The 24,388-nt window shown below is 64.5% G+C and carries 20 protein-coding genes and 1 pseudogene; 4 read left to right on the forward strand and 17 right to left on the reverse strand.

Features of this window, described 5'->3' with window-relative positions:
• Nucleotides 1–78: 78 nt before the first annotated feature.
• Together QCE83_RS19060 and QCE83_RS19065 are read left to right on the forward strand one after the other, a co-directional pair.
• Entirely contained in the window at nt 79–666 is a 588-nt protein-coding gene (locus QCE83_RS19060; RefSeq protein ID WP_309814242.1) for a MarR family transcriptional regulator, read from the forward strand.
• Nucleotides 667–674: 8 nt separating this feature from the next.
• On the forward strand, nt 675–1,853 hold the full coding sequence (locus QCE83_RS19065) for an SGNH/GDSL hydrolase family protein (protein WP_309814246.1): 1,179 nt from the start codon (nt 675–677) through the stop codon (nt 1,851–1,853).
• 18 nt (nt 1,854–1,871) lie between these two features.
• Here the strand turns inward: QCE83_RS19065 and QCE83_RS19070 are convergent, their stop codons facing one another.
• Nucleotides 1,872–2,999 carry a YbdK family carboxylate-amine ligase gene (locus QCE83_RS19070; protein WP_309814249.1) on the reverse strand — a complete coding sequence of 376 codons (1,128 nt, stop codon included), beginning with the start codon at nt 2,997–2,999 and terminating at the stop codon, nt 1,872–1,874.
• Nucleotides 3,000–3,095: 96 nt separating this feature from the next.
• Nucleotides 3,096–4,676, reverse strand: coding sequence for an ABC transporter substrate-binding protein (locus QCE83_RS19075; RefSeq protein ID WP_309814252.1), 1,581 nt, complete (start codon nt 4,674–4,676; stop codon nt 3,096–3,098).
• A 370-nt stretch (nt 4,677–5,046) separates the two neighbouring features.
• On the opposite strand from QCE83_RS19075, the gene QCE83_RS19080 reads away from it, so the two are divergent.
• Complete coding sequence (locus QCE83_RS19080; protein WP_309814255.1) at nt 5,047–6,681, forward strand: rhodanese-like domain-containing protein; 1,635 nt, start codon at nt 5,047–5,049, stop codon at nt 6,679–6,681.
• A 1-nt stretch (nt 6,682) separates the two neighbouring features.
• Here QCE83_RS19080 and QCE83_RS19085 read toward each other — a convergent pair whose 3' ends face one another.
• Genes QCE83_RS19085 through QCE83_RS19110 form a run of 6 tightly spaced genes read right to left on the reverse strand, consistent with a single transcriptional unit; the run spans nt 6,683 to nt 13,604 of the window.
• Nucleotides 6,683–8,014 (reverse strand): LLM class flavin-dependent oxidoreductase, encoded by a 1,332-nt coding sequence (locus tag QCE83_RS19085; RefSeq protein WP_309814258.1) that lies wholly within the window; start codon nt 8,012–8,014, stop codon nt 6,683–6,685.
• Nucleotides 8,011–9,219 (reverse strand): LLM class flavin-dependent oxidoreductase, encoded by a 1,209-nt coding sequence (locus QCE83_RS19090; RefSeq protein WP_309814261.1) that lies wholly within the window; start codon nt 9,217–9,219, stop codon nt 8,011–8,013. The genes QCE83_RS19085 and QCE83_RS19090 overlap by 4 nt, the downstream gene beginning before the upstream one ends.
• Nucleotides 9,216–10,889: a rhodanese-like domain-containing protein gene (locus tag QCE83_RS19095; protein ID WP_309814263.1), complete on the reverse strand. Its 1,674-nt coding sequence runs from the start codon at nt 10,887–10,889 to the stop codon at nt 9,216–9,218. Before QCE83_RS19095 ends, QCE83_RS19090 begins: the two co-directional genes overlap by 4 nt.
• A gap of 54 nt (nt 10,890–10,943) precedes the next feature.
• Nucleotides 10,944–11,942 (reverse strand): ABC transporter substrate-binding protein, encoded by a 999-nt coding sequence (locus QCE83_RS19100; protein WP_309814265.1) that lies wholly within the window; start codon nt 11,940–11,942, stop codon nt 10,944–10,946.
• A gap of 29 nt (nt 11,943–11,971) precedes the next feature.
• Nucleotides 11,972–12,712, reverse strand: a complete 741-nt coding sequence (locus QCE83_RS19105) for an ABC transporter ATP-binding protein (RefSeq protein WP_309814267.1) — start codon at nt 12,710–12,712, stop codon at nt 11,972–11,974.
• On the reverse strand, nt 12,699–13,604 hold the full coding sequence (locus QCE83_RS19110) for an ABC transporter permease (protein ID WP_309814269.1): 906 nt from the start codon (nt 13,602–13,604) through the stop codon (nt 12,699–12,701). Before QCE83_RS19110 ends, QCE83_RS19105 begins: the two co-directional genes overlap by 14 nt.
• A gap of 263 nt (nt 13,605–13,867) precedes the next feature.
• Here QCE83_RS19110 and QCE83_RS19115 point away from each other — a divergent pair.
• Nucleotides 13,868–14,341 (forward strand): annotated as a pseudogene (locus QCE83_RS19115) (helix-turn-helix domain-containing protein); the annotation flags it as partial.
• 37 nt (nt 14,342–14,378) lie between these two features.
• Here the strand turns inward: QCE83_RS19115 and QCE83_RS19120 are convergent.
• The 9 genes from QCE83_RS19120 to QCE83_RS19160 form a co-directional block, all read right to left on the reverse strand.
• Nucleotides 14,379–15,695: an MFS transporter gene (locus tag QCE83_RS19120; RefSeq protein ID WP_309814271.1), complete on the reverse strand. Its 1,317-nt coding sequence runs from the start codon at nt 15,693–15,695 to the stop codon at nt 14,379–14,381.
• Between the two features lie 52 nt (nt 15,696–15,747).
• Entirely contained in the window at nt 15,748–16,641 is an 894-nt protein-coding gene (locus tag QCE83_RS19125; protein ID WP_309814275.1) for a phosphate ABC transporter substrate-binding protein, read from the reverse strand.
• A gap of 48 nt (nt 16,642–16,689) precedes the next feature.
• A complete protein-coding gene (locus QCE83_RS19130; RefSeq protein WP_309814278.1) occupies nt 16,690–17,538 on the reverse strand; it encodes an amidohydrolase family protein in 849 nt (282 codons plus the stop codon).
• 48 nt (nt 17,539–17,586) lie between these two features.
• Nucleotides 17,587–18,558: an ABC transporter substrate-binding protein gene (locus tag QCE83_RS19135; protein ID WP_309814279.1), complete on the reverse strand. Its 972-nt coding sequence runs from the start codon at nt 18,556–18,558 to the stop codon at nt 17,587–17,589.
• A gap of 154 nt (nt 18,559–18,712) precedes the next feature.
• Complete coding sequence (locus QCE83_RS19140) at nt 18,713–19,330, reverse strand: cytochrome c (RefSeq protein ID WP_309814281.1); 618 nt, start codon at nt 19,328–19,330, stop codon at nt 18,713–18,715.
• 11 nt (nt 19,331–19,341) lie between these two features.
• Nucleotides 19,342–21,291, reverse strand: coding sequence for a thiamine pyrophosphate-dependent enzyme (locus tag QCE83_RS19145; protein ID WP_309814282.1), 1,950 nt, complete (start codon nt 21,289–21,291; stop codon nt 19,342–19,344).
• 137 nt (nt 21,292–21,428) lie between these two features.
• On the reverse strand, nt 21,429–21,584 hold the full coding sequence (locus QCE83_RS19150) for a hypothetical protein (protein WP_309814286.1): 156 nt from the start codon (nt 21,582–21,584) through the stop codon (nt 21,429–21,431).
• A 129-nt stretch (nt 21,585–21,713) separates the two neighbouring features.
• Nucleotides 21,714–22,709 (reverse strand): LysR substrate-binding domain-containing protein, encoded by a 996-nt coding sequence (locus tag QCE83_RS19155; RefSeq protein ID WP_309814288.1) that lies wholly within the window; start codon nt 22,707–22,709, stop codon nt 21,714–21,716.
• A gap of 222 nt (nt 22,710–22,931) precedes the next feature.
• A complete protein-coding gene (locus tag QCE83_RS19160) occupies nt 22,932–23,945 on the reverse strand; it encodes a porin (RefSeq protein WP_309814292.1) in 1,014 nt (337 codons plus the stop codon).
• Nucleotides 23,946–24,388 lie beyond the last annotated feature (443 nt).

Here is a 24,388-nt window from a genome sequence, read left to right on the forward strand (position 1 = left end):
CTGATTGAAGGGAGCAACTGAAGGGGCCAGCGGCTATCATGTCGGGAGATACCCGCTTTCATGAAAGAAGACATCGCCATGACACGAAAGAAGACCGTTGAAGGCGCGCCGCGCGAAACCGTGGAAATGCTGCGCCACTGGCACGAGTCCGTGCCGAACGACCGTCTCGCGCACCTCGTCAAGGACGCCGCGCGCTCGATGGTCCGCGCATTGCAGATGCGGCTCGCGGAACACGCGGTGTCGTTCGGGCACTGGACCTTCCTGCGCATCCTGTGGGAGACGGACGGGCTCACGCAGCGCGAACTGAGCGAACAGGCCGGCGTGATGGCGCCCACGACGTTCGCGGCCGTCACGGCGATGGAGAAGCTCGGACTGGTCGAGCGTCAGCAACGTCCCGAGAACAAGAAGAACACGCATGTGTATCTCACGGCCGAGGGCCGTGCACTGAAGGACAAGCTCGTGCCGCTCGCGGAGGAAGTGAACGACATCAGCGTGACCGGACTGAGCGAGCGCGAGATCAAGGTCGCGCGCAAGGTGCTGTTGACGATCATCGAGAATCTCGCGGATGACGAGTCGGGTTCCACCGATCCGCGACGGCGTGTACTGTCCACGCGCGAATTGGGCAAACTGATCGCCGAACGCGGCGAGAGTCTGGAAGACGCTTGATTCGGCATATGCACAACTGGATCACCACGCCCATCGACGCCGCGCTGCTGCGCGGCGCCATCGAACTCGAACACACGCCGTATGGCGTGCGACCGCATCGCCTGCCGGCCTGGGCACGCAAGCAGTGTCCCGATCCGCAACTGATGCTCGCGGAGGCCAAGCCCTCCGGCGTGCGGCTCGTGTTCGATACCGCCGCGACCGACATCGAACTCGACGTCCTGCCCACGCGCTATGTCCATGCGGGTGCGCCGGTGCGTCCTTCGGGCCTCTACGATCTCATCGTCGATGGCCAGCTCACGCAGCAACTTCGCGCCAAAGGCGGCGACACCGTCACGGTCGATGCAGCGACGAACACCACATCGGTGCAATCCGACGGTCCTGTCACGCTCGCGTTCCAAGGTCTGCCGGAAGGCCGCAAGCGTATCGAGATCTGGCTGCCGCACGACGAACTCAGCGTGCTCGCCGCGTTGCGCACGAACGGCCGCATCGAAGCAGTCGGCACGGAGGGCAGGAAGACATGGATGCACCATGGCAGTTCGATCAGCCAGGGCTCGAATGGCGACAGCCCCACGTCGATATGGACCGGGCTCGCGGCCCGTCGCGCGGATGTCGAGCTGACGAATCTGGGCTTCAGCGGCAGCGCGCTGCTCGACCCGTTCACGGCGCGCGTCATGCGCGACACGCCGGCTGACTTCATCAGCGTCAAGATGGGCATCAACGTGGTCAACTTCGATCTGATGCGCGTGCGCGCCTTCGGTCCGGCGATGCATGGCTTCATCGATACGATCCGCGACGGTCATCCGCACACGCCGCTGCTGATCGTCTCACCGCTCTATTGTCCGATCCACGAAACCACGCCCGGTCCGGGTGCATTCGATTTCGCCGCGCTGGCCGAAGGCAGGATAGCGTTTCGCGCGACCGGCAACCCGGACGATGTTCAGGCCGGCAAGCTGACCTTGCAGGTGATTCGCGAGGAGTTGCGCCGCATTGTCGAGCAGCGCGCCGACGACGATCCGAACCTGCATTATCTCGACGGCACGCGTCTGTATGGTCCTGAAGACCATGTCGCGTATCCGCTGCCCGATGCGTTGCATCCGGATGGAGCGACGCATCGTTTCATCGGCGAGCGCTTTGCACATTTCGCGTTTGCCGATAACGGTCCTTTCTCGCGGCGCGACGCCCGCTGACGGTCACGCGCTACGCCCCTATTCCGGCATCTGCGCCCCGCGCCATATCCGGCACTGCTGACGCACGACCTCATGCAACGAATCATGCGCGCCGTACACACGGCGCAGCCATGCGGCATCGCATGCGCCTTGCGTCACGGCGCGCCGGATGTCCACCAGTCCCTCTTCCGCGCCCAATGCCTGCGCATGTGGCGCCAGGACGTCCAGCGTGGCGAGGATGCGTTCGTGGATCGGCGCGCTTTGTCCGGTCTCGGGATCGACGCAAGCGCCGTCCATACCGAAGCGGCATGCCATGAAGCGGTTCGTCCGATACACCTCATAGTCGCGCTCGCTGAGACGTAACGGCCGGTCGACCAGCAAATAACGCGAAAGCGCCTGGATATACGCGGCGATGCTGGCAGCCCATTCGACGCGCAATGGCGTATCCATCACACGCACCTCGACGGTGCCATAGCCCGGACTCGGGCGAATGTCCCAGTAGAAATCCTTGAGGCTATGCACCAGCCCGGTATTCGTCATGCGCTCGAAATAGGCCTCGAAGTCGGACCAGTTCGTCACGAATGGCGCCTGACCCGACAGCGGAAACGGCGCAACCGAGTTCAGCCGTGCGCACTGGAATTGTGTGTCGCTGCCCTGCACGAAGGGCGAAGCAGCAGCCAGCGCGATGAAATGCGGCACATAGCGCGACAGCGAATGCAGCAGGACGAGTGCCGAATCTGCATCGGGACAGCCCACGTGCACATGCTGGCCAAAAATCGTGAATTGCTGATAAAGCGCGCCGTACAGACCCATCAAATATTCGGAACGCTCGCGCCCGTCGGAACGCTGGTCGTACCAGTTCTGGAAGAAATTGGTGCCGCCGCCGCATACGCCGACGTTCAGGAAATCCGCCGCGCGCACCAACGTGTCGCGCAGTGTCTGCAATTCGCTGCGCGCCTGATCGAAGTTCCGGCAGACGCCGGTCGACAACTCGATCATCCCTTCAGTTGTTTCGGGATTGATCGCGCCCGCGAAGCGCTCTTCCCGCACGCGCGTCAGGAGTTCGGTGGTGGCCTTGGTCAGGTTGTAGTCGTGTGTGTTGACGACCTGGATTTCAAGTTCAACGCCGATCGTGAACGGATCTGATGATGCAAAGGCTTGCAGCATGGGATGTCCTGTGCGGTCGGGAAGCGCGTGTTTTCATTCTACGCGCGCCGTCCCTACGCGATGGCCATCCGCGACGCACGTCCGTGCCATTCCGATTCAGGTCTGAAGCCAGGCATCCGCGAGCGTCGAATAGAACAGCATCGGTCCCTTGCGCAATCCCTTGAGCCGGCTCGAATAGAAGCCGAAGAACTTCAGTTCGAGAAGGTTGATCGAGGGCACGTCGGTCTGCACGAGCAACTGCATCTCGTCGATGAGCGCCTTGCGCTTCGCGACATCGCCCTCTTCCTGAATGCCTTCGATGATCCGGTCCATCTGCGGATTCGCATAACTGGATGCATTGCTGGACGGCACGCCCTGCTTGATGTTCTTGCTCCAAAAACGGCGCGTGACGCCGATCTGCGGATCCGGATAGGCGGAATACCACATCGAGGCCGTGTCGAAATCGCGTTCTGTATAAAGCTTGCGGATCACGCCCGGCAGATCGAGATTGACCAGCGTCATCTCGACGCCCACATTGCGCAACTGCTGGCGCATCAGTTCCGCCGCACGCAGGTACACCTGACCATAGGCCACCTCGGTCACGTGATCGATACGCAAGCGCACGCCGTCCGCACCGCGTTTCAGTCCGGCTTCATCGAGCAGACGCTCGGCTTCCTTGGGATCGAACGCATGTTGCGGCAGTCCTGGCTTGAAGAACTGCTTTTGATAGCTCGGCACGCAACTCTGCGCGACATCGGCGAGACCGAACCAGACGATGCGAGCCAGCGCGGCCCGGTCGATGGCATGCGCGAACGCACGCCGCACGCGGATATCGTCAAAGGTCTTGCGGCGGTAATTGAAGTCGAAGAAGAACATCGGCGCGGGCGCCTGCCAGCCGACCGTATCGAGCACGAGCTTGGGGTTCTTCTGCAAACGCGCGACATCCACTTCCGGCACCGGGTTGTTCGCAGCGAACGTCAATTCGCCCGTCTCCAGCGCGACCGCACGCGCCGCCGCGTCCGGCACCATCTTGAAGATGATCTGCTCCAGATAGGGCTTGTTGTCCTTGCCCGAGGCACCCTTGTCCCAGTAGTCCGGATTGCGCTGCAAGATCACATGACTGCCGCGCACCCACTCCTTGAACATGAAGGCGCCGTTTCCGATTGGCTTCACGTTCCATGGATTCGTCAGCGGATCGGTGCCCTCGTACAGATGCTTCGGGACGATCTGCGTTTCAGTGCCGAACAGTACGGCCCACAGCACCGGCGAAGGACCGCTGAGCCGGAACACGACGGTATGCGGATCGGGCGTATCCACGCCGATCACCTTCGCCAGATTCGACGCGCCACGCGGATGCGTCTTCTTGACGACGTTGAGGATCGAATACTGGACGTCGGCGGAAGTGAACGGCACGCCGTCGTGCCACTTGACGTTCTTGCGCAGCCGGAAGGTGATCGACTTGCCATCGGGCGCGGTGTCCCACGATTCGGCCAGTTGCGGCTTCGGGCGATAGTCGCTGTCGTAGGTCAGGAGGCCATCGAAGATATTCGCCGAGATCACCACGGCCGGACTGGAGATATTGATACCCGCCACGAGACCGCCCGGCTCGGGCGTCACGTTGGCGATCAGCGTTCCGCCCCGCACGACGGCGCCAGGCAGCGAGGCTGCTAGCGCCTGCGCCGCGCTAGCGGAGGACACGAGGCCGGCTCCGGAACTGGCAAGCAACAATTGCAGCATGCGGCGGCGTGTGATGAGGGGCGAATCCGGATTCATGGGCAGATCGGCAGGCAAGGTTATGCGCGGCTGGACGCCGTGCTTTCGAAGGACCGAAAGCGTAGGCCATGCTCGCCGTCGCGCGAACCAATCTGATCTGCTATGCAAAGCTCGCGTGCTGGAAACGCGGTTTGCGCGCGTATAAGGTTGTGACGAATGCTTGGTTCGGAAAGCCGCGTGGCATTTCTAGAATGGGGCTCTCCGCGGAATGCAGCATGCTGCATGCAAAACGCATAACGCATAACGCAAAATGCAAAACGCGACCTCTCTCGAACACCGTGACCGGTACCCACCCATGCCCTTTGCCATCGACGCTTTCCGCTTCATCGACGCTGCCACCCTGCGCGCCTGGCTCAACGATGGCCGCGAACTCGCACTGCTCGACGTGCGCGAGGCCGGACAATTCGGCGAAGGCCATCCGTTCTTCGCGATCCCGCTGCCGTTCAGCCGGCTCGAACTTGATGCGCCGCGCCTGCTGCCACGCACCAGCGTGCGCATCGTGCTGATCGACGACGGCGCGACGGCCAGCGGCGCAGACATCGACCATGCGCCGGTCGCGCAGCGGGCCGCCGCGCGTCTGCATGCGCTGGGCTACGGCAATCTCGCGGTGCTGGAAGGCGGCGCGCCGGCCTGGCAGCGCGCAGGCCGGACACTGTTTCGCGGGGTCAACGTACCGTCCAAGACATTCGGCGAACTCGTCGAACACGCATACGGCACACCGCATGTCAGTGCATCGCAACTGGCACGCTGGCGCGCCGAGCGCGGCGGCTGTCCGCTCGCGCTGATCGACGGACGCACCCGCGAAGAGCATCGCAAGATGGCGGTTCCCGGTGCGGTATGCGTGCCGAACGGCGAGCTGTCTGCGTGGGTGGACGCGTTCGCGGGACCGCCCGACACCACCATCGTCGTGCATTGCGCAGGCCGCACGCGCAGCATCATCGGCGCGCAGACGCTGCGCAATCTCGGCGTGCGCCGCGATGTGTTCGCACTGGAAAACGGCACGCAAGGCTGGGCGCTCGCGGGCCTGGCGCTCGAACACGACAGCACGCGCAGTTATGCCGATCTGCCGCCGTTGAGCGAAGCCGAACGCGATACCGCGCGCGAACGGGCACGGGCGCTGGCGGAGCGCTTCGGCGTCAGCGCCGTGGACGCCGGTACGGCGCGGCAATGGCTCGGCGATCCCGCCCGCACCACGTATCTATTCGATATCCGCACCGCCGAAGAGTACCGCCGCGATGGCCTGCCGCTGGCCCGGCACGCGCCCGGTGGCCAGTTGATCCAGGCAACGGACCAGAGCGTGGCCGTGCGGCATGCGCGCATCCTGCTGGTGGATCATGACGGCATTCGCGCACCGGTGGTGGCGCACTGGCTGGTGCAGCTGGGCTATGACACGGCCCTCGTGGAAGCGGGATCGCTGGCGTCGGCGTCGGGGCAGGCGGGCGCTGAGGCCGAGTCATCTTCCACAGTGGACGAAGACCTTCCCGTCGATCCGGCCGCCCTCGTGCTCGATCTGCGCGCCAGCGAAGCGCATCAGATATCGCGGCCGGCCGGAAGCATCTGGACGAACCGCGCGCGTGTCTTCGACACATTGCGCGCCCGCGACGTGCATCGCGATGCGCCGCTGATCGTATTCGCCGATGCCCGTTCGCGCGATGCCGCGCGTCTCGTCGTGCAGGATCTGCGCGATGCCGGCCATGCACGTGTGACCCTCGCGGCATACGAGATCGCAGGCTGGCCCGTGGATGACACGCCGCTCCGTCTCGCGCCTGAAGACCGCATCGATTTTTTATTTTTTGTACACGATCGGCACGACGGCAATCTCGATGCCGCGCGCGCCTATCTCGAATGGGAAACCGGCCTGATCGCGCAATGCGCGGAGGATGAACTCGCGGTGTTTCGCGTGGGCGAGGCGGCGCTGAGCGGGCGCTGATTCACGCCGCATCCGCTCCACGCTCGTACTGACTGCGTGGACGCGGCAAGCCCAGATGCTCGCGCAAGGTCGTGCCTTCGTACTCGCGTCGAAAGATGCCCTTGCGCTGCAACAGCGGCACGACATGATCGACGAACGCCGCCAGGCCGGACGGAAACACATCCGCGTTCAGATTAAAACCGTCCGCGCCGCGTTCATGAAACCAGCGCGCGATATCGTCGGCGATCTGCTCCGGCGTGCCGACGATCATCCTGTGCGCACCCGGATTGCGATCGAGCAGGTCGCGCACCGTGAGACCTTCGCTGCGCGCCAGCGCAACTGTCGAATCGATGAAACCGCGCGGCAGGTCCGAGCGCGACACCTTCGCGATCAAGTCATACGGCAGCGGCGCATCGATGCGCAGATCGTCCGGTGCGAGCCCCAGCGCACCCGCAAGCCGCGCGATCTCGCGCTCCGTATCGAGCAGCGCATCGAGTTCGGCCTTGCGTTGCCGCGCTTCGGCTTCGGTCCCGCCGATCACCGGATACAGCCCCGGCAACAACAGGAAATGATCCGGATTGCGCCCGTGACGCCGCACGCGCTCCTTCATCTCCGTATAAAAAACCTGCGCGGTAGGAAGCGTGGTCTGGGCGGTGAACACGGCATCGGCGAAACGGGCAGCCAGCGCCCGCCCGCCTTCCGACGATCCCGCCTGCACCAGCACCGGCCGTCCCTGCGGACTGCGCGGCACCGTCAGCGGCCCGCGCACCGCGAAATGAGCGCCGCGATGCGCGATCGCATGCACGCGAGCCGGATCGGTATAACGCCCGCTATGCTGCTCGGCGATGAAGGCATCGTCTTCCCAGCTGTCCCACAGCTTCGTGACCACCTCCACGAACTCCTGCGCACGCGCATAGCGCTCTTCGGTGGAGAGCGGCACGTCGTGACTGAAGTTCGCCGCAGCGGACGCGTCGTATGTCGTCACCGCATTGAACGCCACGCGTCCGCCGCTCACGTGATCGACGGATGCGAAACGCCGCGCGAGATTGAACGGATCGTTGAACGTCGTCGATGCCGTGCCGATCAGCCCGACATGCGACGTCGCGCCCGCGAGCGCCGTCAGCAGCACGGTCGGCTCCAGCGCCTGCGACGGCCCTTCTGCGTGATTGCGCAGCGCCAGCAGGTCGGACAGGAAGATGGCATCGAGCTTGCCGCGTTCCGCCGTCCGCGCGATCTCCTTGTAGAAGTTCAGATCGACGATCGCGCGCGGATTCTCGAGCGTGCGCCATCCCGCCGGATGACGTCCGACGCCCGTGACATTGGTGTTCAGATGAAGCTGACGTGGCTGGCTCATGACGTTGCCTGAAGTGAAGCGCGAAGCGGCGCTGCGGGCACGCGCAAGCCCGCTTCCACGAGCAGCGGCAGCACGGCTTCACCGAAATACTCGAGGTCCGGCTCGAAGTCGAAGAAGGTGAGCTGGACGCCGTCGCAGCCTGCCCGCTTCAGCGCGATCAGTTGCTCCACGATCTGTTCCGGTGAGCCGATCAGATGCAGGTTTCCGCCCAGCACGCGCTGCTCGCGCTTGTGCTTCGCCCACGCTTTCGCATCGCTGCGGCCATGCATGCCGATGAAACCATCGAGCGCGCCTTCGTCCGGATGCGCGACGATGGCATCGTGATACGCGCGGGCTTCGCGTTCGGTCGGCCGGCAGACGATGGTCGGATTGATCAGCGTACGCACGCGCCGTCCGACGCGCGCCGCGCCTTCGCGGATCTTCGCCGTATGCGCGGGCAGCGCGCCGATCGCATCCTTGAAGTCGGCTCCGGCCGGGCTCGTGATGAAGATCAGGTCGGAATGCCGCACGGCATAGTCGATGCCTGCCGCCGAGCCCGTCGCGTTCACCAGCACCGGCCGATGAAAACGCGGACGCGGACTGACGAAGGCATCGTCGAGTTGCCAGTGCGGCGTGCGGATGGTCAGGTTGGCATCGCTGCGCCACAGCGTGTCCAAGACGCCGACGAACTCCGCCGCGCGCACATAGCGTTCGTCATGCTCGATCATCGGCTGGCCGAACATCGCCCATTCGCTCGCGACGTGGCCCGTCACGAGATTGATGCCCCAGCGCCCGTTCGAGATGTGATCGAGCGTCGCGCCGAACTTCGCCAGATGCAGCGGATGCCACGGGCCGTAGAGCGCGTGCACCGTCGAGATGAGCAGGATGCGTTCGGTGATGGCGGCGAGCGCGCTCGTCGCGATGAACGCATCGAGCGACTGCTCGCGATATTTGAGCGTGCCGCCATGCCCGTTCTTGCCGAGCCACTGCGCGAGGCCGAACACGAGATCGAAGCCGAGCGCTTCGGCCTGCTTCGTCAGGCGCGCGTTGTAGTCGAAGCGCCAGTCGGTCCCGCGCGGCAGCGTCGAGATCGACCAGCCGCCGTTCTGGATCGGCAGGAACAGACCAAGCATCAGCGGCTGCGCGAAGGCCGCCGCGAGCGGACTGCCGGGAATGTCGGCGGGGCTCGTGGCGCCGTCGAAGACGGGCGAGATTGTCGTGGTCATGCGGCCCGGGCCTGGCTGGACTTCAGTTCATCGAGCCGCGCATGACTGCGCTTCGCCGTGGCCGTGCCGAAATCGAGCACGTCGATGGACGCAATGGCGTCGCGCTCCAGTTGCTCGACCAGTTGCAGTTCCCATGCAAGATACGCGTTCATCTGCTCGGCGACGCGTTCCGGCGCAGCGTGATAGGGGCTGTACCAGGCGTCGTCGTCGCCAGTGAGATTGCCGGTGTCGCCGGATGCTTGCGGCAGGCCCAAGGACAACCAGCGCCGCGTGCCGCCGGCCAGCGCGGCCACATTCGCGCGCTGTTCCACCAGTTCCGCCGCAACCAGCGCTGCCAGCGTGCCGTCTTCCGAAGTCAGCACCAGATCACGATCCGACGGGAGATCCGCGAGCTTCGCCTGAAGTTCGCTCGCCGCGATGAAGCGCGCGCCCTCGATATGCGCGCGCCTGAACCCGAGACTGCTGTCGATATCGATGACCTGCGCCGTGCGCTGCTCCAGCGCATCGGCCAGCCGGTCCGCCTCGATCCAGCGCGTGCGCACGCCGTGCGGCCGCACGTTCAGCGGCTCGGGGCCGGCCGCGTAGCGATCGTTGCTCAGCGCAGCGCTGGCGGTGTCATCGAGGACGCGGACATCGAGATAGCCAAGCTGCTTGAGCCACGACGCGGTCATGCGCGCGCGCACGCCGTCGTCATCGCGCAGGACCACGCGTGCATGCAAAGTACCGATGTACTCGTCCGTCGCCTGAACCAGTTGGCCGCCCGGCGCCGAACGCCAGCCCGCCGGATGCCCGGCTTCGTATTCCAGCGGATCGCGCACGTCGAAGCGGTACAGCGTGCGCGTGCCGCTTTCCTGTTCCAGCGCGGCGAGCGCGGCGCCGTCGATGACCGGCACGTCGGCCTTGCGTGCCGCCGCGGCGGCAAGCTCGCGCGCGGCTGCGAGCGTCGCGCCTTCCGGGCGTGGCGCCGTGCGCACTTCGCCGTGTTGCAGTTCGAGGCCTTCGAGCAGCCACGCCATCGAGCCGCCCGTGAGCGCCGCAACCGGATTCGGCACGCCTGCGTTGATGAGCGATTGCGCGCCGAGAATGCTGCGCGTGCGCCCCGCGCAATTCACCACGATCAGCGTGTCCGGCGAAGGCACCGCCGCCAGCGCTCGATACACCAGTTCAGCGCCCGCGCAGTCGATGCCGCCCGGAATGTTCATCGTGTGATATTCGCCGAAGGGACGCGAATCCAGCACGACGAGATCGTCGCCGGCATCCTGGCGGGCCTTGAGCGTGACAGCGTCGATGTTGGGCGTATGCAGGCGATGCTCGATCAGTTCGCCGAATGCCTTGCCCGGCACATTGGTGCCGCTGAACACTTCGAAACCCGCCTGCTCCCAGCCGTCGATGCCGCCCGCAAGCACCGCGACGTCCGTATAGCCCCAGCGCGCAAGCAATGCGGCAGCGCGCGGCGCGTGCTCCCCATGACTGTCGACGAGCACGACCGGCGTGCCACGTCGCGGCACGAGCCGATCGATCAACAGGCCGAGCCGCCCCACCGGCGCAACCGACGAATAGAACAACCGCCTGCGGGCAGACACGCCTTCCTCGCGGACGTCGAGCACCGCGAGTTCGGAGCGTTGGGCGATGAGCGTGCGCAATTGCGCGGGAGACACGGAGCGGGACATGAGCGCTGGATCCTGGGTAATGAATATCAATGAAGGTTGGCCGGACACGGCGCGTCAGCGCGTTGCCACTGCCTGCGCGTCGAACACCGGGTTGAACTCGATGTCGACCTTGATGGGGTGCTTGATGTCGCCCGACTTGTGAAGCGTGTCGGCGATCTTCTGCTCGCGTGCGACCAGCGCGCCATCGAGCGGATAGAACACGGAGCGGCCGTTCTCCGCCGAGAACTTCGCGCGCGCCGGGCTCTGCTTCATCTTCTCCAGATAGATCTTCTCGACGGCCGGCACGTTCTGCGCCCACCAGGTCCACGAGTTCTTCAGACGGCCGAGAAAGTCGCCGAGCGCGCGGCTCTTTGCCGGATCGCGCAGCACGTCGGTGCGCGCCGCGAACACTGAAAGCGCAGGGATCTCGAGTTCGTCGCTCTTGATGATGACGCGCGCCTCGCCCTTGTCAACGGCTTCCTTCACCGGCGCATAGCCGCCCGAATACACCGCGACCTGACCGGCATTGAAGGCCGAAGCCGACACGTTGCCGTCGCCGAACTTCACGCCTTCGAAGTCCTTCGGCTTCAGATCGGCCTTGATGTACGAGAGCACGTATTGGAGATAGTTGAAGCCGCCGAAGTTATAGCCCCAGGTCTTGCCGCGCAGGTCCGCAATGGTCTTCACATTGGCGTTGTTGCGCACCACCGTGACAATGGGCGGATAGCTGCTGTCCGGATTCCGCCATCCCGCGATGATCTGCAACGGCGCGGTGTCCGCAGTCCATGGCGTGCGCGCGTTGCCTTGCTCGATGATGAGCGAGGTATCGCCCATCAGGCCCACGTCGAGGCTCTTCGAATACAGCGCGGAGAGCTGCGCGGCGGGGCCCGTGAGCACGGCCCACTTGACCTTGTAGGGCGCGCCGTCGAGCACGTGCGACTGCTCGACGATCAGCGGCCACGCCGCATCCTGCGTGCCGATGGTAATAGTGAGCGGTTCATCGGCGAACGCGGAAGAGGCGCCCGCAAGCAGGCTCGTGAAGAAGACAGCGGCAAGACGTGTTCTGATGCGCATGGTGCTTGAAGAAGAGTGGAGTGAGAGGTTCAGGCGGCGTCGGCATGCGTGACGCCAAGCTCAGCGAGCAGCCTTGTTCTAAGTGCGACGGCGGCGGCATCGCTGCGTGAGCGCGGGCGCGGCGTGTCCACTTGCAGGTCCGCGCTGATCTCGCCTTCTGCCAGCACGACGATGCGGTCCGACAGCAGAATGGCTTCGTCGATATCGTGTGTGACGAGCACCACGGCCGGCGTATGTGCACGCCACAACCGCGCGACGAGTTCGTACATGCGGATGCGAGTCAGCGCGTCGAGCGCGGCGAAAGGCTCGTCGAGCAGCAGCAGCTTCGGCTCACGCACCAGCGCACGCGCCAGCGCGACACGCTGCGCCTCGCCGCCCGAGAGCGTCTTGGGCCAGCCATCGGCATGACGCGCAAGGCCGACTTCATCGAGCGCGGCGAGCGCCGCCGCCTTCGCGCTGCCCAGCCGCGCATGACCGATCACGACGTTCTCCCACACGCGCCGCGCCGGCACGAGGCGTGGCTCCTGGAACACCACGGAGCGCGCGCCCGCGACGCGCACGCGGCCGCTGTCGGCCTGATCGAGTCCGGCGAGGATGCGCAGCAGCGTGGTCTTGCCCGCGCCCGATGCGCCGAGCATCGAGACGAACTGGCCGCGCCGCACGTTCAGCGAGACGTCCTTCAGCACGGCGCGGCCGTCGAAGACGCGGCTGACGGCTTCGAGCGCGAGCGCGTCGTGAGCGTGGGTATGCGTGCGTTCAGGCGAGTTCAAAGCGCGGCCTCCATGGCAGGGCGAGATGTTCGAGCGCGCGCATGACGAGGTCCGTCACGATGCCGAGCGTCGCATAGACCAGGATGCCCGCGATGATGATGTCGGCGCGCTGGTTCTGGTTCGCATTGACGAGGATGTAGCCGATGCCGTTCTGCGCGTTGATCTGTTCGGCGACGACGAGCGCCAGCAGCGCCACCGCCGACGCATAGCGCACGCCGACGAGGATCGCGGGCAGCGCGGTCGGCAGGATGATGCGCCACGCGACCTGGCGACCCGAGAGGCCGAACACGCTGGCCGCTTCGAGCAGTTTCGGATCGACGCCGCGCACGCCGGCATAGGTGTTGAGATACATCGGGAAGATGGTGGCCGCGAGAATCACCGCGACCTTCGCGCCCTCGCCGATGCCGAACCACGTGATGAACAGCGGAATCAGCGCGATGAAGGGAATGGTGCGCAGCATCTGCAACGGCGCGTCGATGACTTCTTCGCCGATGCGCCAGAGTCCGGCCAGCAGCCCCGCAATCAAGCCGATGCCGCCGCCAATCGCGAGTCCCGTCGCCGCACGCACCAGCGACACGCCGATGGCGCTCTGCAACTCGCCATCGGCGATCAGTTCCTTGAGCGCGGCAAAGATGACAGTGGGTGGCGGCAGCGTTTCAGGCGTGACCAGCTGCAAGGAAGAGGCAAGTTGCCATAGCACGACAATCGCCACCGGCACGCCGATGCGCAGCGAGCGTGAGCGCAATGCCGCGCGGCGTTGCGTGCCGCGTCGGGCGGCGGCGCGCGTGGGGAGATCAATCAGCGAAGTGTTCGTGCCGCGCGCGCCCGGGCGTTCGAGCGGCGTGCCGGGATCGAGTCCGAGCGCGGCGGAGGGAAAGCGGGGGACGGTCATCGGTGTTCATCGGCGGATGGGTGAACAACCGATGGTACGGCTGCCCTATCCCGTGCCCAACCAACGAATTACCAGATGCTATGCGCATGAATCGTCATTTGGAATCCCGCGTAGGCGCAATGGACGCGCGCGCCTATTCCACCGTCGATACCGCCTTATCCGCGAGCGCCGGCTCAAACTCCGGCATGCGCATGCCGCCCAGCGCGAACAGCGCGAGCGCCGCGACGAAAGCCGGCACCGTGAGCAGCATGAACACCACCGACCGCGGACACATGGCGGCGGGACTGCCGTTGCTGATCACGCTCTTCGTGCATGTCGGGCGCCTGTGCGAAGCAGCGCCGGCCTCGCGCACGGCGGCCGGCGCCAGCCTGTCCGCCACGCAACGGCGCGCCGGGCAGATCAGGCGCTTCAGGGAACTGTTGGTCAAGCATGCGCGGGAACATCGTCCGGTCGATTTCTATGCGCAGACGCTCGGCACGACCGTGGCGCAGTTGGGACGGATCTGCCGTGAGGAGATTTCGAGTTCTCCGCTCGCAGTCATCAACGAGCATCTCGTACGCGAGGCGCAACGGGCTCTCGTCTACTCGCATATGTCGGTCAAGCAGATTGCACATGACCTTGAGTTTGACGATATCGCCTATTTCAGCCGCTATTTCCGCAAGCAGACCGGCGTGACGCCGACCCAATTCCAGAAGGAAGCGATTCGCGCGCTGGCGATCGACCGGCGCGGTGCATGACGCGCCGGTCCTGTTGTCCGGTTACGAAAATGTCCGCTCAACGCACGCCCTGACTCCTCGCCGCCGGCGGCGTGGCCTCCCGCTCCGGCGCTTCATCGTTGACGTCGTTCACCTTCGGCGCCCACTTGCGCCGCATGAGCACAATCGTGCTCGTCGCGCCGACCAGCAGGAACACGAAGATCGCCATCATCGGCAGTGTGTAGCTATGCCCCACATGCAGCAGCCAGCCGGAGAGACTGGCGGACACGCCGCCCGCGAGGCTCGTCGCGACCTGCTGCAAGCCGGTGTTCAAGCCCACAGCCTGCTTCGGAATCAGCGTGAGCTTGACGAGCGCGAGGTTGTTCGTCGTGACGAGACCCACCAGCGTCAACGACAGCACATTCCAGAACAGCGCCATCTGCACGCTCGGTGCGTAGGCCCCGAACAACACCGTCATGCCGCCGATGAAGCCGACCACCATGAACGACTTGCGCACCACGACGGCATCATGACCGCGGGCAATCAGCCGGTCCGCCAGCCAGCCGCTGAGCGCGGCCGTGACCGCCACGCCGCAGAAGCTGAACGCCGTGTACAGGCCCGACTGCTGCAATGAGAGCCCCCGTTGCTCCACCAGATACGCGGGCATCCACGTCATGCAGTAGAACGCGAAATAGGCGTAGCAGAAGTTGGTGAGCAAGCCGCCCCACACCACCGGGCTCGCAAGCAGATTGCGCAGCGGCACCGAGGCGGCGCGCTGCTTTCTCGATGCGAGTTCGGTCGCATCGGGGAAGTCGTTGCGCACCATCAGCAGCCAGGGCAGAAGCCACACCAGTCCTGCGAGACCCGTCACGATGAACATCATCTTCCACGACGTGCCCGCGATCAGCCACGCGGCAGCCGGCGCACCGAGCGCCGGACCCATCTTGCCGCCGACCGAATAGATGCCGAGCGCCGTGCCCTTCTGCGTTTCCTCGAAGCGGTTGGCGATATAGCGATAGGTAGCGGGCACGACCACCGCTTCCGCCGCGCCGATCAGCACCCGCACGATGATGAGCGCCGACAGCGTGGTGACGATGCCGGTGACCGCCGCCGCGACACACCACAGCAGGAAGCAGATCGCATAAGGCCATTTGACGCCGTAGCGGTCGACGAGCCAGCCCATCGGCAATTGCAGCAGCCCGTAGGCCCAGAACACCGATGAGCCGAGCCAGCCGCGCTGCACCGACGTGAGCGTGAAATGCTGGACGAAATGATGATCCGCGAGCGCGGCCGACATGCTCGTGCGGTCCATGAACGCGATCATCAGGCCAAAGGCGAGCAGGAATACGACGCCCCAACGGCTCTCGAGGCGTGCCTCTCTTCGAATAGTCTCCATCACTTCGTCTCCGTCTGATTTTTTTGTTATCACTGCGCGCCTGTGCGCGAGTCTATCCGAGGCTGCCGGTTACATCGTCGAACAGTTCGTCCACCGAGAAGCGGCGCGGAATGATCTTCTGGTCGAGTGCCCAGTCGATGGCGAGCTGGATACCCTTGCGGTTCGCCTCCAGACCGAAGGGCGGGATGACGGCGGGCACGCCCTCGCCCAGTGCGCGGCTCTCCACGATCATCCGGTACAGCTCGCGCACGATGTCCGGCCGCTCCTTCGACAGCCCGGCATGCACGACGAACATATGGTTGATCGGCACCACGCCTTCGCGCGCGAACCAGTCCTTCGCGGCGGCCTGCGCATCGGGCACGAGCGTTTTCACGCGCGGGTCCTTCGGCATGTCCTCGCCCGCCAGCACCGCCGCGAGTTCACCGTCCAGCATCATCTGCCCGACCGACGATCCCTTCGGCAGCCGCTGGCAATTGGCCGGGTCCGTGTATTCGGCGAGATGCCCCTCGCCTTGCGTCATCCACGTGACCTTGTCGAGATCCACGCCGTACTCGTGACGCAGGATGCCGCGAATCCACAGGCCAGTGGTCTGTGCATAGGTGCGCACGCCCACCCGCTTGCCCTCGATGTCCTTCGGGTCGAGATGACCCAGCTCACCGTTATAGCCCGCGCAATGATGCTGGAAGCGGCCCGAGATCGGCGCCGGAAGCAGCACGTAAGGCTTGCCGTAAGCCTTCGCCTGCAGATACGTGACGATGGCCAGCTCGCCCGCATCGAAGGCATTCTCGCGCAGCATCGGCTTGAAGCCGTCGTGCGCGCGTGCCGGACCGCAGTAGTCGAGATTGACCACGCTCGACGACACGCGGCCGTCTCTCATCGCTTTCGTGGCCGCGTATTCGGCCAGGTTGACCCGCAGCGTCGGCAGGTCGGTTTGAATCGTCGCCATCTGGTTGTTCCTCACGCTTCGTTCACTGAAGATCCGTCGTCACGCCGCTCAGGCCAGCGCCGGATACAACTGTTGCGCTGTCTTGCCGAAGATCCACGCGCGGTCGTCTTCGTTCAGGCAACGGAGGCCCGCCTCGGCTGTCGCGAGAATCTCGGGCAGCGTGCCCTTCGAACTCGGGAAGTTCGAACCCCACGCCAGACGCTGCGCGCCAAACACTTCGATCAGCCGCGGGAAAAAGGTCTCGGCGTTCGCATCGCCCTTCTGCATGTCGTCGAAAATGCGCGGCGTCAGCTTCATGTAGATGTTCGTGAGCGGCGCAAGGTCGAACATGCTCTGTGCCTTCGCGTAAGGCGCGCCGTCGGTCACGTCGGGACGGCCGAGGTGATCGAGAATGATCTTCACGTTCGGAAAGCGCCGCGCCAGATCGGCGACCTGCGGCAGGCCCACCGGACCCGTCTGGATGCACATCGGCAGATTCAGTTCCACGCAGGTTTCCCAGGCAGGCCAGGAGCGCGGATCTTCGAGCTCGCTCGGATCGAAATCCTTCGTGCTGCCGCCCGTGAACATGCGCAGGCCCGCGAGGCCACGCTCCACGCAGGCGCGAATGGTGCGCGGGGCATCGGGCAGCGTCACATCGACAGAGCCCACTGCGACGAGACGGTCCGGATAGGCCGCGCACGCGTCGAGCACATAGCTGTTGTCGAAGCCATACGTGGTCGACGAATGCACGACGGCGGCCTTCGCCACGCCGGCTTCGTCCATTGCTGCGATCAGCGACTCGACGGTGGAAGGACGCTCCTTCGACCAGTCGGAACGCTTGCCGCCCAGCGGCGCGACGGGATAGCGCGCGGTATCGTCGGAGATGATGTGCGGATGAATATCAACGATGGATGCCATGAGTCGTTCTTTGATTCGGTTGAATGGTTATGCGGTGGTGGCTATGAATTAAGCAAGCGGATCGACGAACAGCTCGGCCATCGACATCCGGCGCGGCGTGAGCCGCTGCTCGAAGGCGGTGGCTTCCAGTGCCTCGATGGTCTTGCGATTGGCCTCGATTCCGTACGGCAACGGATCGTGTCCGACGATCTTGCGCAGTTCGAGGTACTTCTTGTCGCTGGCGTTGGCCGGGTCGTTGCGGTCGAGCGTGGCGAGCCATGCCTGCTTGGCCTGCTCGAATGCGTCGTAAAGCGACTTCGCGATCCATGGATGCTCGGCGAGCACCGCATCCTTCACGACGATGGTGCCGTGCATCGGATACACGCCCGTGCGGCGGTAATAGTCGGCTTCGAGTTCGGCCGCGTTTGGCAGCAGGTCGGGATAGTTGGCTTCCACTTCCTGCCAGCCGCCGTTCGGGTTGCCGGTGCGGCCGATGCCGGCATTCGCCGCAAAGCCCGCCGCGAGTTCGCCCGAGGCCATCAGGTCAGCAAGCGACTTGCCTTGCGGTGCGTGAATCACATTCGACGGAAGCTTGAGTTGCGTGACGTGTTCCTCGTCATCGACGACCCATGTGACCTTCGACGAATCGAGACCGAACTCGTCGATCAGCACTTGCCGCGTCCACACGCCGGTCGTGACGGAATACGCGCGCACGCCGACCTTCTTGCCTTCGAGATCCTTCGGTGTAGCAATGCCCGCATCCGGGCGCACGAGCAGGCCGCCATGATGAAAGCGCCGCATGACGAAGATCGGCAGCGCGACGAACGGCGCGCCGTAGGCTCGCGCGATGATGTAGGTGGTCGGTGCAAGCTCGCACACGTCGAACTCGACATCGCGCACCATGCGGCGAAACGCGCCGATCTGCGGCTTGACGGTAACGATCTCCGCATCGACGCCTTCGATGGGAATCGAGCCGTTGCGAATGGCCGACGTATGCGGATACTCTGCAATGGCGATCTTGAGCGGGACTTTCCTGGTCAACGGGGTCTCCTGTTGGATTCGAATGATGTTCGGGGACCGTCGGGCGATCCGGTCAGCAGATCATCGGGTAGCGTGTGTTTCCCGTCTATTGAAATAAGCCGTGGGTGCGTTAACCAACTGGTAAATGCTTCGGGATCCGTACATGTCCGCTTCGCTAACGCAACTGCGCCACATATCGGGCCACGTCCCGCACTTCTTCATCGTTCAGGACGTGCGGATAAAGGCGCGGCATGATGCCCGAGGGTTCGCGAATGCGCCCTTCGATGTCGCTGGTTCCATAACGGCTCGCGATGCCGCGCAGCGCGGGTCCCACACCGCCCTCGCCACTCGCGCCATGACACGCCGCGCAATTCGCCGCGTAAATGGACGAGCCGTGTCCCGGCGGCGCCGATGCTTGCGCCGTGGGCGCCGCGCCATCGTTCAGCAACGCGAGACTCTCGGCGGGAGGATTCGGCGGCAAGGAGGCGAGATAAGCGTGGATGCGGGCGATCTCGTCATCGGAGAGAATCCGCTTGCTGTAGACCGGCATCTCGCCCTTGGGATCGTGCACATACGCTTGCATCGCCGATAGCGGGACAGGATGCGGTGCGAGCGCAGGCCCCGTCGATGCGCTGCCCTGCCCCAGCACGCCATGACATTCGTAGCAGCCCTTCTGCATGAAGAGCGCGCGGCCGGTTTCAATATCGGCGTTCGTGTCGGCGTGTGCTCCCGACGACACCGCGAACGCGATGCACGCCAGTGCCTTCATCGGCAAACGTGAATAGAGAGGCATTGCGGCGTCCGTCATCGAGGTTGGGTCAGCACGTCGAGCAGCGCGGGCTTGCCGCTTCTGACCTGCGCCATCGCGCGCGTCAGGGCCGGGCCGAGATCGGCGGGACTGGAGATCGGGCCTTCCGCCCAGACGCCCATGCTCTTCGCCATCGATGCGTAATCGATCGGCGGATCCTGCAACACGGTGCCGATGCGCCCGCGCTCCGGATGACGATCACGCCGTCCCGCCATGCGCTGGATATGCATGGTCTCCTGATGCCACGCGCGGTTGTTGTGCATCACCATCAGCAAGGGCACTTGATGATGCGCGGCCGTCCACAGCACGCCGGGCAGCACCATCAGATCGCCGTCGGTCTGGATGCTGACGGCGATGCGCCCGGCATCGCGATGCGCGATCGCCGCGCCCACGGCAGCGGGCGCCGCATAGCCGACGCCATACCCTCCGCCCGCGCCGATGAACTGATACGTCTTCGTGAAGTCCCACAGGCGGTTGGGCCACTGGCTGCACGCGCCGGGCGGCGAAACGAGCGCCCAATCATCGTGGCGGATGACGTTCCACACTTCCTGCGCGAGACGTGCGGTGCTGATGGGCGTGCCGTCCCATCCGCGTGCGGCGGCTTCCCGCGCGGCGTGCAGCATGCTGTCGTGCGAAGCCCGCAGCGTTGCCGCACGCGCCTCGACGACCGTGCGTTGCGCAGCGGTCATGGTCGTGCGGATGGCCTCCGTCAGCGCCGGTATCGACGCCTGGGCATCCGCGCCGATGGGCAAGGTCGCAGCGTAATAACGCTCCGCATCCTGCATGTTCGACTTGCCGTAGAGATAGGACGTCGAGATGCTGATGACGCGCACGTCCGGCTTCGCGCGCCGCTTCGACGCGCGGCCGATCGTATCCGGCACGCTCTGTGTAAGACCCCAGACATCGCCCACTTCGAGCGCGAGGATCACGTCGGCATCGGCCAACAGGCGCGCCTGCATCGACGAATGATTGAGGGGATGCCGCGTGGGGAAGTTCATGCGGCCAAGCAGGTCGATCACCGGCGCGTTGAGCGATTCAGCCAACGCGACCAGCGACTCCAGGCCCGCCTGCGTACGCACCGCGCGATCCGCGACGATCACCGGCGCCTTCGCCGCGCACAGCATCGTGGCAGCGGCTTGCAAGGCATCGGCGCTTGCGGCGGGTGGCGACACTTCGCGCAGCGGCGGCACCGTGATGCCATGCGGGTCCGCGATCGGCTGCTCCTGCAACTCCGCATCCGCGACGATCAGCACAGGCGCCATCGGCGGCGTGACGGACATCGTGTAAGCGCGCATGAACGATTCGGCGTAATGCTGGAGCGACACCGGATAGTCGTCGTACTTGGTGTAGTCGCGTACCAGCGCACCGAGGTCCTGCGCCGTGTGATACCACTCGACACCCGGACGGCGCTTGGTCGCATCGGCGATATTGCCGGCGATGACCGTCATCGGCACGTGATCGCACCAAGCGTTGTAGAGCGCCATCGACGCATGCTGCAAGCCTACCGTGCTGTGCACGAGACAGGCCATGGGCTTGCCCGCGACTTTCGCGTATCCGTGCGCAATCGCCGCCGACGCTTCCTCGTGGGTGCAGACGATCATCTGCGGATGCGTGTCGCCCGCATAGTTCACGATCGACTCATGAAGGCCGCGGAAGGTCGAGCCGGGCATCGTCGCGACATAATCGATACCCGCGATGCGCAGCAGATCCACCATGAAATCGGAGCCGGGATTGCCGATGTGCGCGGCATCCGTGGCAGGTGCTTCGTCGAGCGACGGCGCCAGGGCATCGCCTTGCGTTTCCGCCGCCACCAGCGCCGGCGATGGCCTGCTCACTGAAGGCCGCTGCGGCGCGTTGGATGTCGGCGTGGCCGCCGCGGGCTTGACGAGCGCCGCCGCTGTGCCGGTGATGAGCGCTTCCTTCAGAAAGGTGCGTCGGCCTGTCATGCAGGATCTCCCCCTTTTTTTTATATCGTCGAAATGTGATGGCCGTGCGTGCAGGCGTACGGAGGCCGGCCGCGAATGCGCCGGCGGAGATGGAACTCTGATTGACTGGAACGGGAAGCGCCTTCGGATAGCGAAGGCTAGCGTCGCGGCTGGCTCAGATCGTCCATGCCGAAGATGGGGATCAACACCGGAAATTGTCCCGGCCAGGCACGCGCGATTTCTTTCGTGATGCGCGCCGCCGTGCCGCACCATGCCGCCGCGCGACGCCATGCTCTCATGATCGGGATGGGCATCCGTCTGTCTCCTTTACGGTGAAACGCCGGCGCGTCAACGCGCTCTTGATGCGGGTTCGATGAGGACATCATCGCGCCGCCTGCGTTTCCCGTCCATTGAATAAAAGGGCAGATCCCTTAACCTTTCGGTTAAGCCCCTTGACCGGATCGGGCGGGCTCGGCCATCCCGGCGAGGTCGGCTTCATCCTTGACATCGCTCGGCGGACATTCACGTTCGAGGCATTGCAGAAGTAGCATGGCGCTGGGCGCGAGCGGCTTGTCGGCACGCCAGATCACGCCGAGCGGCCGGGTCGCGAGGTTCATGTCGAGCGGCAGCACATGGAACGGGCTGGCCCCCGAATCCGGATACAGCATGTCCACCGTATGCAGCGCAATGGCGTCATTGATCTGGATGTAGGCGCGGATCAGATGCGTCGAAAGGGTTTCGATGGTGTTAGACGGCATCGGCAGACCATGGCGCGCCAGCGTGTTTTCGATCGGCTCACGCAGCAGCGAACCCGAAGGCGGCAGGATCCACGGATAGTCCTTGAGGTCCGACCATTGCACGGTGCTTCTGCTTGCGAGCGGATGCTGCACGCCGGTCACGAGCTTGATCGGCGTGTTGATGAGCGCTCGTTCGTGCAGGCCCACGGTGTCCGCGCGATTCGGCAGGCGGCCGACGATCATGTCGAGATCGCCGCGCCGCAAGTCCTGCAACAGCCCGGTCATGCGGCCTTCGAGAATCGATACGTTGGTCTGCGGCGCTTCCTGCTTCAGGCGCGCGAGGGCGCGCGGCATGAGCGTGGAGATGAGCGTCGGCAGCGCGCCGACATGCACCTTGCCGGCGCTGCCGGTCTGCAGCGCCTTGATCTCTTCGGCCGTCTGGCTCAGGCTGCTCAGAACGGCGCGCGCGTGGCGCACCACGCATTCGCCATATGCAGTGGGACGCAGGCCGTTGACGGTGCGCTCGAAGAGCTTCACGCCCAGAGCACTTTCAATCTCGCCAAGCGCCTTCGATACCGCTGGAACCGTAATGTAAGAATTCGACGCCACTTGCCGCAGGTTGCGGAAATCATAAATGGCGACGAGCAGGCGCAGATGACGCGCCTTCATGTTGACGCTCAAATACCAGTCCAGCTGACTCATAATGTCTCCGATGCGCCTTGCGCATCGGACGATGACACGCTTCGACGCTAGTCGTTCTGCGTGCGGCTTTCCGCTCGCGCCGTCGCGCGATTCTTATGCCGCACTTGTTCCACTGCCCGCCGCGCGAGAACCGGCCGCGCGGCGGTAAAGAATAACGCAGCAGGATAATGGAAACGACAGGGAGCGTGCAGAACCGGCATCGAAGATGTGCTGACCGCGTTGTCAGAACCCATGGTTGATCCCCACGGTGAAGGCGAGCTGATGCGGCTGCTGGGTGGCGTTCAGGGTCTTGTTGGTGATGTAGGTTCCTGAGAACTTCGTGTAGTCGAACTCGGCGTAGAGCACAGTCTGCTTCGACAGAGAATAGGCGACGCTCGCCAGACCCTGACTGCGCTTGCCGCCCGTATTCGGCAAGTCCGTGATGTAGTACGCCGCGCCCACGCGCGTGTACGGCGTCAACTGATACGTCAGGCCGCCCCAGTAATTGAGCGTGCGCACGTCGCGGTTCGGCGCGGCCACGTCGACGTTATCGTTCATGTAGCCGCCCGCGAAGCGCAGATCGCCGAAGGTCAGCGCCGCGCCGAGCGTGTAGTAGTTATCCGGCTGATAGGTCGTGCCTGACAGCACCGATCGATGGATATAGACGCCGCCCACGTTCACCGGTCCCATTTTGTATTGCAAGCCCACGCCGCGTGCCGATCCCGCGTTGAAATCGCCCGCCACGCCGCCGAAGGAATTCTCCGCGCGGAAGCGGAACGGTCCATACGTGCGGCTGTACTTCACGTCGTTGTTGAAGCGCGTGCCCGCGGTCGCGGGCGTGAGCGGGGTGATGCCGGGATACTCGAAGTTGAAGGGATCGTAGTCGTAGATCACGTCATGCGCGATGGTGTACTGGCGGCCGAAGTCGAGCGAACCGAACCATCCGCCCAGGCCGACATACGCGCCCCGGTTGAACGCGACGTTGTTCGTGTTGTCGTACGCGCCATTGCCGAGATTGAAGCCGCTCTCGAGCCTGAAGTGCGCGTTGTAGCCGCCGCCGAGATCTTCCTTGCCGATGAAATCGAGCCGGTTCGAAGTGAAGAAGCCGTTCGAGTTCATCGAATACTGGTTGCCCAGTCCCGTGTGCGTATAACGAATACCGCCGTCCACCACGCCTGCCAGCGTGACATAAGATTGCGCGTGAGCCACGCCCGCGAACTGACAGGCGGCGAGAACGATTATTAGTTTTCTGATCATGAGATTTGTTCGGTGAGATGCGGTATCGCGTTCCCATGCCGTCCGCGCGACCCGGACGGCATAGGCCCGTCTGTCAGTCATTCGGCGTGCTGCTCCGCGCTCTTTCCCGATGATCCGATGTGTGTCTCGTTCGCTTGCTTGCATGCATGGCTGTCTCCAATATGGCGCCTTGTTTCAGGCTTCTTTTATTGCGGGCGTGAGTGCCCCTCACCGCCTTTTCGGGCAGTGATTCCTGCGTTGATGCGTGACGGGGGTACAAAGGCCGAGGGCCTCCGCAAAGCGCGTATCGGCCTTGAATGAAGGCGTCAGCCGCCCTGCGCGATCTCGCGATGCATGTGCTTGTCTCCTTGCGCGGCTGCATACGCCACACTCTTATGCTTGTAGCTCAAGACACTGTCTTGCAACGTGGCTTGCAGCGAGTCGTCTAAGGCTTTCGATGCTTG

The sequence above is a fragment of the Caballeronia sp. LZ034LL genome (genome assembly GCF_031451215.1).
Taxonomy (GTDB): Bacteria; Pseudomonadota; Gammaproteobacteria; order Burkholderiales; family Burkholderiaceae; genus Caballeronia.

Coding starts and splice junctions, on each gene's coding strand:
- QCE83_RS19060 (WP_309814242.1), top strand. CDS start 79: ATGACACGAAAGAAGACCGTTGAAGGCGCGCCGCGCGAAACCGTGGAA.
- QCE83_RS19065 (WP_309814246.1), top strand. CDS start 675: ATGCACAACTGGATCACCACGCCCATCGACGCCGCGCTGCTGCGCGGC.
- QCE83_RS19070 (WP_309814249.1), bottom strand. CDS start 2,999: ATGCTGCAAGCCTTTGCATCATCAGATCCGTTCACGATCGGCGTTGAA.
- QCE83_RS19080 (WP_309814255.1), top strand. CDS start 5,047: ATGCCCTTTGCCATCGACGCTTTCCGCTTCATCGACGCTGCCACCCTG.
- QCE83_RS19085 (WP_309814258.1), bottom strand. CDS start 8,014: ATGAGCCAGCCACGTCAGCTTCATCTGAACACCAATGTCACGGGCGTC.
- QCE83_RS19090 (WP_309814261.1), bottom strand. CDS start 9,219: ATGACCACGACAATCTCGCCCGTCTTCGACGGCGCCACGAGCCCCGCC.
- QCE83_RS19095 (WP_309814263.1), bottom strand. CDS start 10,889: ATGTCCCGCTCCGTGTCTCCCGCGCAATTGCGCACGCTCATCGCCCAA.
- QCE83_RS19100 (WP_309814265.1), bottom strand. CDS start 11,942: ATGCGCATCAGAACACGTCTTGCCGCTGTCTTCTTCACGAGCCTGCTT.
- QCE83_RS19110 (WP_309814269.1), bottom strand. CDS start 13,604: ATGACCGTCCCCCGCTTTCCCTCCGCCGCGCTCGGACTCGATCCCGGC.
- QCE83_RS19120 (WP_309814271.1), bottom strand. CDS start 15,695: ATGGAGACTATTCGAAGAGAGGCACGCCTCGAGAGCCGTTGGGGCGTC.
- QCE83_RS19125 (WP_309814275.1), bottom strand. CDS start 16,641: ATGGCGACGATTCAAACCGACCTGCCGACGCTGCGGGTCAACCTGGCC.
- QCE83_RS19130 (WP_309814278.1), bottom strand. CDS start 17,538: ATGGCATCCATCGTTGATATTCATCCGCACATCATCTCCGACGATACC.
- QCE83_RS19140 (WP_309814281.1), bottom strand. CDS start 19,330: ATGCCTCTCTATTCACGTTTGCCGATGAAGGCACTGGCGTGCATCGCG.
- QCE83_RS19145 (WP_309814282.1), bottom strand. CDS start 21,291: ATGACAGGCCGACGCACCTTTCTGAAGGAAGCGCTCATCACCGGCACA.
- QCE83_RS19150 (WP_309814286.1), bottom strand. CDS start 21,584: ATGCCCATCCCGATCATGAGAGCATGGCGTCGCGCGGCGGCATGGTGC.
- QCE83_RS19155 (WP_309814288.1), bottom strand. CDS start 22,709: ATGAGTCAGCTGGACTGGTATTTGAGCGTCAACATGAAGGCGCGTCAT.
- QCE83_RS19160 (WP_309814292.1), bottom strand. CDS start 23,945: ATGATCAGAAAACTAATAATCGTTCTCGCCGCCTGTCAGTTCGCGGGC.